Annotated in this window: 8 protein-coding genes and 1 tRNA gene; 5 read left to right on the plus strand and 4 right to left on the minus strand. The window is 66.6% G+C overall.

Annotated features, from left to right (window positions below; all coding sequences use genetic code 11):
- The first annotated feature begins 17 nt into the window (after window positions 1-17).
- Window positions 18-620 (plus strand): putative glycolipid-binding domain-containing protein, encoded by a 603-nt coding sequence (locus ACAM49_RS37995; protein ID WP_369640367.1) that lies wholly within the window; start codon window positions 18-20, stop codon window positions 618-620.
- 1 nt (window position 621) lies between these two features.
- Here the strand turns inward: ACAM49_RS37995 and ACAM49_RS38000 are convergent, their stop codons facing one another.
- A complete protein-coding gene (locus ACAM49_RS38000; protein WP_369640368.1) occupies window positions 622-1,572 on the minus strand; it encodes a prephenate dehydrogenase in 951 nt (316 codons plus the stop codon).
- Window positions 1,573-1,630: 58 nt separating this feature from the next.
- On the opposite strand from ACAM49_RS38000, the gene ACAM49_RS38005 reads away from it, so the two are divergent.
- From ACAM49_RS38005 to ACAM49_RS38020, 4 genes are all read left to right on the plus strand, one after another.
- Window positions 1,631-2,170 carry a tRNA adenosine deaminase-associated protein gene (locus tag ACAM49_RS38005; RefSeq protein ID WP_369640369.1) on the plus strand — a complete coding sequence of 180 codons (540 nt, stop codon included), beginning with the start codon at window positions 1,631-1,633 and terminating at the stop codon, window positions 2,168-2,170.
- 35 nt (window positions 2,171-2,205) lie between these two features.
- Window positions 2,206-2,643 (plus strand): nucleoside deaminase, encoded by a 438-nt coding sequence (locus ACAM49_RS38010; protein WP_369640374.1) that lies wholly within the window; start codon window positions 2,206-2,208, stop codon window positions 2,641-2,643.
- A gap of 55 nt (window positions 2,644-2,698) precedes the next feature.
- Window positions 2,699-2,786: transfer RNA gene (locus ACAM49_RS38015), tRNA-Ser, on the plus strand.
- 163 nt (window positions 2,787-2,949) lie between these two features.
- On the plus strand, window positions 2,950-3,438 hold the full coding sequence (locus ACAM49_RS38020; protein WP_369640370.1) for a hypothetical protein: 489 nt from the start codon (window positions 2,950-2,952) through the stop codon (window positions 3,436-3,438).
- A gap of 9 nt (window positions 3,439-3,447) precedes the next feature.
- Here the strand turns inward: ACAM49_RS38020 and ACAM49_RS38025 are convergent, their stop codons facing one another.
- The 3 genes from ACAM49_RS38025 to ACAM49_RS38035 are packed head-to-tail and all read right to left on the minus strand — an operon-like array spanning window position 3,448 to window position 5,457.
- Window positions 3,448-3,669 carry a hypothetical protein gene (locus ACAM49_RS38025; protein ID WP_369640371.1) on the minus strand — a complete coding sequence of 74 codons (222 nt, stop codon included), beginning with the start codon at window positions 3,667-3,669 and terminating at the stop codon, window positions 3,448-3,450.
- Between the two features lie 43 nt (window positions 3,670-3,712).
- The gene (locus tag ACAM49_RS38030) at window positions 3,713-4,264 is read right to left on the minus strand and encodes a flavoprotein (RefSeq protein WP_369640372.1); all 552 of its coding nucleotides are present in this window, start codon (window positions 4,262-4,264) and stop codon (window positions 3,713-3,715) included.
- Between the two features lie 14 nt (window positions 4,265-4,278).
- Window positions 4,279-5,457 (minus strand): helix-turn-helix domain-containing protein, encoded by a 1,179-nt coding sequence (locus tag ACAM49_RS38035; RefSeq protein WP_369640373.1) that lies wholly within the window; start codon window positions 5,455-5,457, stop codon window positions 4,279-4,281.
- Window positions 5,458-6,314 lie beyond the last annotated feature (857 nt).

The following is a 6,314-nucleotide window of genomic DNA, read 5'->3' on the forward strand; positions in this document are numbered from 1 at the left end:
GAACTACGGTGATAGGGGTGACGGATAACGGGAGTGAGGACGCCAAGCCGGGGGCGCCGCGGTGGCCGGCCATACTCACCTGGCGGGCGCACAACGCGTCGCGGATGGAGTCGGTGCGGGTGGTGCTGAGCGGCAATCGAATCCGTGCCGCGGGCCGCATCATCGCCGGTGACTGCGAGGATCATCCCGCCTTCAGCGCCTCCTACGACCTGGTCACCGACGAGGCGGGGGTCACCAAGCGCCTGTCCCTGCGCAGCACCCTCGCCACCGGCGAACGGCACGCCTCCATCGCCCGTGACGAGGAGAACTACTGGCTCATCGACGCCGGAAACACCCACGTGCGCTCCACCTTCGGCGGTGCGCTGGACGTCGACGTGGTGCTGAGCCCCTTCTTCAACACCCTCCCGATCCGCCGCTACGGGCTGGCACATGCCAGCGAGGACGTCCAGGTCCCGGTCGTCTACGTCCGCCTCCCGGACCTGCTGGTCCAGGAGGCCTCCCTCACCTACAGCAGCGGACCGGACGGCATCCACGTCCTCTCGCCCGTCTCGTCGGCCACCGTCACGGTCGACGAGGACGGGTTCCTGCTCGACTACCCGGGCCTGGCCGAACGCGTCTGACTCAGTCCAGGGACGTGATGACGCCGCCCGCGCGGCCCGCGTCGATGAGCTTGGTCAGCCAGTTGTGGTCGCCGGGGCGGACATCGGTGATGGTCCAGCGGGTGTTGTCGTCGTAATCGGTGCGGGCGTCGTGACCGGCCTCTACGAGTGCGGTGATGGTGCCGTTGGCGCGGAGGCTGTCGCGGGCCTCGGTGAGCACCTCGAGGGTGTCGTCCAGGACGTCCAGCAGCGCGGCCGCATTGGGTTCGCAGATGGCCCGGACCAGGTCGGGGGCGGTGGCCGCGACCCGGGTGCCGTCGCGGAAGGAACCGGCCGCCAGGCCGAGGGCCAGCGGGCCGCCGTTGGAGCCCTCGATGGCGAGGGCCTCGGCCAGGACATGGGGTAGGTGGGAGATGCGCGCGACCGCGCGGTCGTGCTCCACCGCCAGCACGGGCACCACCACCGCACCGCAGTCCAGCGCCAACTGCGCGACACGCCGGAAGTTGTCGGCGTGCACGCCGGGATCCACGCTGACCGCCCAGGCCGCGTCCTTGAACAGGTCGGGAGCCGATGCCGCCCAACCGGATTCGCTGGTCCCGGCCATCGGGTGGCCGCCGACGTAGCGGGCGGTCAGCTCGTTGCGCTGCACGGCCGCGGCGACCGGGGCCTTCACGCTCACCACGTCGGTGAGCACGCATCCGGGGGCGAAGGTCTTCACATCCGAGAGCACCGCGTCGATGGCGGGCATGGGCACGCCGACCACGATCAGCGCGTCGCGCCCGGCGGCCCGGGTGAGCACCGCCTCGACATCGCTGATCACGTCGTATCCGTCCATCCGGGCGGCCTTCGCGCCGACCTCGGACCGGTTGTAGCCGAACGCCTCGTACCCCGCCGCGGCGGCGGCGCGCAGCACCGATCCGCCGATCAAACCGGTACCCAGGACGCACACAGCTGGTTTCGGAGAGCCCGTCATGCGATCAGATTCGCATACGACTTCAACATTTCCCCCGAAGCGGACTACCGTTGCGGCCATGGCAGCACAGCGCTCGAGCACGAACAGGGCGGCGTCGGACGACTTCGACGACGTGGAAGGGTTCGCAGTGGCGGTTGTCCGCGAGGAAGCCAACTGGAAAGTGACGCCCCTGAGCGAGGCGGCACTGTCCAGTCTGTCCGCGGCGGAGCACGAGTTGCGCGCGCTGCGAAGTTCCGGCGCGACCTTCGGCCTGCTCGACGTCGACGACGAGTTCTTCATCATCCTGCGCCCGGGCCCTACCGGCAGCCGCATCCTGCTGTCGGACGCCACGGCCGCCATCGACTACGACATCGCGGCCGATGTGCTCGAGGAACTCAATATCGAGATTCCGGACATCGACCCGGACGAACTCGACGACATCGAGCCCTGGGAGGAGGGCGACCTCGGCGTGCTCGCCGACCTCGGCCTGCCCGAACCGGTGCTGGCCGTCATCCTCGCCGAGACCGACCTGTACCCGGACGAGCAGCTCGGCATGATCGCCCAGCGGCTCGGCTTCGCCAACGAGTTCTCCGCGGTCCTGGACAAGCTGCCGCGTTGATCGGCTCGCTCGCCTCCCACGCCTGCGACGAGGCGATGATGCGGGCGGCCATCGACGCGGCGCGGGCCGCCGACCCGCGCGACGTCCCCGTCGGCGCGGTCGTCTTCGACGCCGAGGGCCGCGAGCTGGCGCGTGCCGCCAATGCCCGTGAGGCCCTGGGCGATCCGACCGCGCACGCGGAGGTCCTGGCCCTGCGCGCCGCCGCCCAGGTGATGGGCGACGGCTGGCGCCTCGAGGGCGCGACCCTCGCCGTCACCCTCGAGCCCTGCACCATGTGCGCCGGCGCCCTCGTCCTCTCCCGCGTCGGCCGCCTCGTCTTCGGCGCCTGGGAACCCAAGACCGGTGCCGTCGGCTCCCTCTGGGACGTGGTCCGTGACCGACGTCTCAATCACCGCCCCCAGGTCCGGGCCGGCGTCCTCGAACCCGAATGCGCCGCCCTCCTGGACGTTTTCTTCAAATCCCAGCGCCCCTGACCCCCTTCTCCAGCCGATTTCAGGATCACCGGGGTGCTCAGGTAAAGTCACCTGCGGTGGCGTGTCCGAGCGGCCTAAGGAGCACGCCTCGAAAGCGTGTGAGGGGTAACCCCCCTCCGAGGGTTCAAATCCCTCCGCCACCGCTGAGGAGCCCCTCACCTGTTCCGACAGGTGAGGGGCTCTTTCTATTTGCCGGAAGCCGGGAAGTAGCTCTTTATCCGAACGAAAAGGATTGGTTAAGGGTCAGTTTCGAGGATTGCTTGCGACGCAGCACTTTCCGCGCGAGCGAGCAGCCAGGAGACCCCCATGTCGTACCCGTACCACCAGCAAGGTCGTCTGGCCCATAACCCGTTTCCGGCACCCACGCCGCCTCCGCCCAGCGCCTCCGGAGTCCTCGCCGGCCTGTTCGCGCTGGGGCTCGGTGGGCTCGCCACGCTCGGCACCTTGCTGGGTTACTGGACGTGGTGGCACTTCTCCGCCGATATCCGCGAGATGGTCGGCACCGAGTCGTGGATGGTCTGGCGTCCGCTGGCGGCCCTGCTGTTGGTACCGGGCGGCATCCTGCTCCTGCGCCGCCTGGCCGTCGGCCGGGTACTCGTGATCATCGGTGTGATCGCGCGGTCCCTCGAAACGATCAGTGTCTGGCGCGAGTACCCGGCCCGCGACCTCGATTCGCTCATATGGATGCTGGGCGTTGCCGCCTTCTACCTGACGGTCGTCATAATGGCCGCCCACCCCTCCACCACCCGCTGGATCCGAACCCGCGAACATTCCCCAGCTCAAGCACTTTCGTAGTGCAGCAGATCAATGGGCTCGGGGCCCTTCGGCCTTGGTCGACCCGCCATGGCGGGAGGCGTCGCGGGCCATGGCCTTGCGGTGCTCATCACGGAACTTCTTACCCATCAGCACCACGAAGATCACTCCAATTGCCACTGCGCCGGCCGCGCCATTGTGGGTCACGGCGCCGACCGCTCCGCCCACCAGGACCAAACCGAAAGACAGCAGATACCAGCTAACAGGAATCATCTGGATCCCCCTCCCCACCTTCAGATTTCGTTGCCGACCGATCCTAACGGCTGGTGAACCGAGGGTGGTCGAGTAGCGCCTGCCAGGCTTCTGACCAGGGGAATTGTTCGCCGTATGCGCGGCCTTCTCGCGGTTCGTGGGGGACGTCCTCGGTCAGCATGGTGACGCCCCACTCCGAAAGTTTCCCTATGGCCTGCCCGATCGGGGGGAAGCTCAGCAGGGCGCGATTGACCAACGGCACGGCTACCACGGGCAGGCCCAGACCCACGGCCTCGACCAGCAGCCCGAGCGGCAACGTATCCGATATGCCAACAGCCCACTTGGCCAACGAATTCGACGTGATCGGGGCAACGATCATCCCGTCGGCGGGCGGAAGCGCATCCGGTGCCCCGGGTTCTTTGTACTGACTCCGAACCGGATACCCCGTCTTGGCCCGGAGCTCCTCCGCATCTACGAATCGGAGACCGTTAGGTGATGCCACCACACATGCAACCCACCCGGCAGCCTGCGCCAAATCCACGAGCGTCCCGACCTCCCGCGCCGCAGGCGCCCCGGTGACGATGGCATACAGGACTGGCTGCCCCTGATCGTTCATAGGCCCATGGTGTCTCAGATCTTGACATTGGCCCACTTGGCGAAACGGGCGAGTTGGTCGGTGCCACGACCGGTGCGGGCCAGTGCGCGGAGTGTCTCGTGAACTTGAGGGTGGTTGCGGGTCATCTCCGGGGCGACCGCTCGCGCCTTTTCCAGCTCATGGAAGGAGCGATTCTTATTGCCGTGCAGCAGCCATGCTCGCGACAGGTCGATGTAGTAGTGGCCGGCGCGTGAAGGCGCTACCGACGGCGCCAGCCGGATGTGTTCGGCGCGGGACAGGGCGGTTGTCCCATCGGACATCTCGACGGGCACTGCTATGGAATGGATATCGACGTTCGAGGGTCGAAACCCGGTGCCGTAGTTGTTATATCGGCTATTGCCGACGGTCTCGGCGATGGTCCGCGCCTCCTGCAGATGCGATTCGGCGGCATCATGATCGAGGGAACGCGCTGACAGGATCGACCCGCGCAGGTGAAGCGCACCCCGAACAGCCATAAGATCCGGCGTCTTCGGAAGCGACTTGGTAGCGGCGTAAGCCCGGTCGATCGTCCTCAAACCGCCTACGTACGCGCCCGAGTAGAGATGGATCAACGCCCGGTTGTACTCCGCGGCAATCGGCCAGATCGGATCACCGCTGCGATCGGCTGCCCATCCGCAGCGTTCCGCTGCCAGTCCGGCGAGGTCGAGGTATCCGTATTGGTACGCGAACAGCATGGCCTTGCTGTAGGCATAGGCGAGAGCGGAGTGGATTTCTTCGAGGTGGCGGCCTGCTGATTCGGTATCGGCAAGCTGATGCAGGCCGCGGATGACGTCTGGGAGCTCGGCGGTCATATCGCTGTATCGGGCTCGCCGCATCCCCTCGCGAACACGGTCGAGTGCGTTCTCGAGATCGGCGAATGTGACGAGCACGGCGACGGATTCGTCGTCGTAGGCGACGATCGCACGGCGAAGCTCGGGAATCGTGGCATGGGCTGCGGAATCGTCGGATTCGGGCATGTACGGCTGCCCGTTGAGGTCGCCGACACTCACACCGAGGACGCGCGCGACCGCAGCGGTGAGCGCGGGTGTCGCAGGTCGGTCGCCCTGCTCGACCTTTCGGAGCAGGGACAGCGAAACATTCGACTTCTCAGCCAACTGCCTCTGAGTGAGCCGGGTGAATCTGCGCGCCCGAGAAATGCGCGCGCCGACCCCCATGTCGTCCATCAGTCAACGGTGCCACAAGGCGTGATACTTCGCAGGCTCCTGGCGAGACATGCTCATTGGCGAGAGCATGGAAGGGGTATCGAATGACAAGATCCAAGGCCATCGGATATCTCCGGCGAGACGTTTCCGGTTCTCGCCAGCAGTGGGATGAGAGTCGAATTCGTTCTCTCGCCGCACGATTCGGTTACGACCTGTGCAAAACCCTGGTTCTCGGCCCGGACACCGACCGTCCGCTGCACCGGGTGAGGGTCGCGGTGTCCCGTGTGGGCGCCGAGGCGGTTTTCACCCCGAGCCTCGAACACTTCGACCGCGGCCGTGTACCAGCCGAATTGGTGGCGGTCGCAGACATCATCACGGTCGACACCGAGGAGACCTTTGCGCGGTACTCGACAGGTGAGCTCCCCGAACTAGGGTGGCACACATCGTGAGGTGGCATCGCCACGCCGACAACAAGATCAGGGAGCTGTCCGTGCGGGAATTTGTCTGGTTCCCCGCCATGGGAGCTCCCTGATCTTGGTTGGCTTGCTGTGAATGTCGCCGAGTCGCTCAGTGTGGCTCAGAATTAGCATGTGAATCCGGTTGTGCAGCAGGTGCTTACGATTGTCGCGGTGGTGTTGGGGGCGGGGTCGACGTTTACCGCGACGACGTTGGCGGAGCGGGCGAAGTGGCGGTTCTCCCGAGGCCGTGGCCGCGACGCGGGAGTGGAATAGGGCGCCGTGGGAGCTCGGGTGGCCGGATCGGGAGCAGCCTGATCGGTTACGGCCAGCACCAGTTCAGGGTGGCGGAGCCGGGGGTTGGGATGTGGACGCAGATGTTGATGGTGATGTAGGGGGCGTCCACGTTCGAGA

It is taken from the genome of Nocardia sp. JMUB6875 (assembly GCF_041154655.1).
In the GTDB taxonomy this organism is placed as follows: Bacteria; Actinomycetota; Actinomycetes; order Mycobacteriales; family Mycobacteriaceae; genus Nocardia.

Coding starts and splice junctions, on each gene's coding strand:
- ACAM49_RS38000 (WP_369640368.1), bottom strand. CDS start 1,572: ATGACGGGCTCTCCGAAACCAGCTGTGTGCGTCCTGGGTACCGGTTTG.
- ACAM49_RS38005 (WP_369640369.1), top strand. CDS start 1,631: ATGGCAGCACAGCGCTCGAGCACGAACAGGGCGGCGTCGGACGACTTC.
- ACAM49_RS38010 (WP_369640374.1), top strand. CDS start 2,206: ATGATGCGGGCGGCCATCGACGCGGCGCGGGCCGCCGACCCGCGCGAC.
- ACAM49_RS38020 (WP_369640370.1), top strand. CDS start 2,950: ATGTCGTACCCGTACCACCAGCAAGGTCGTCTGGCCCATAACCCGTTT.
- ACAM49_RS38025 (WP_369640371.1), bottom strand. CDS start 3,669: ATGATTCCTGTTAGCTGGTATCTGCTGTCTTTCGGTTTGGTCCTGGTG.
- ACAM49_RS38030 (WP_369640372.1), bottom strand. CDS start 4,264: ATGAACGATCAGGGGCAGCCAGTCCTGTATGCCATCGTCACCGGGGCG.
- ACAM49_RS38035 (WP_369640373.1), bottom strand. CDS start 5,457: ATGGGGGTCGGCGCGCGCATTTCTCGGGCGCGCAGATTCACCCGGCTC.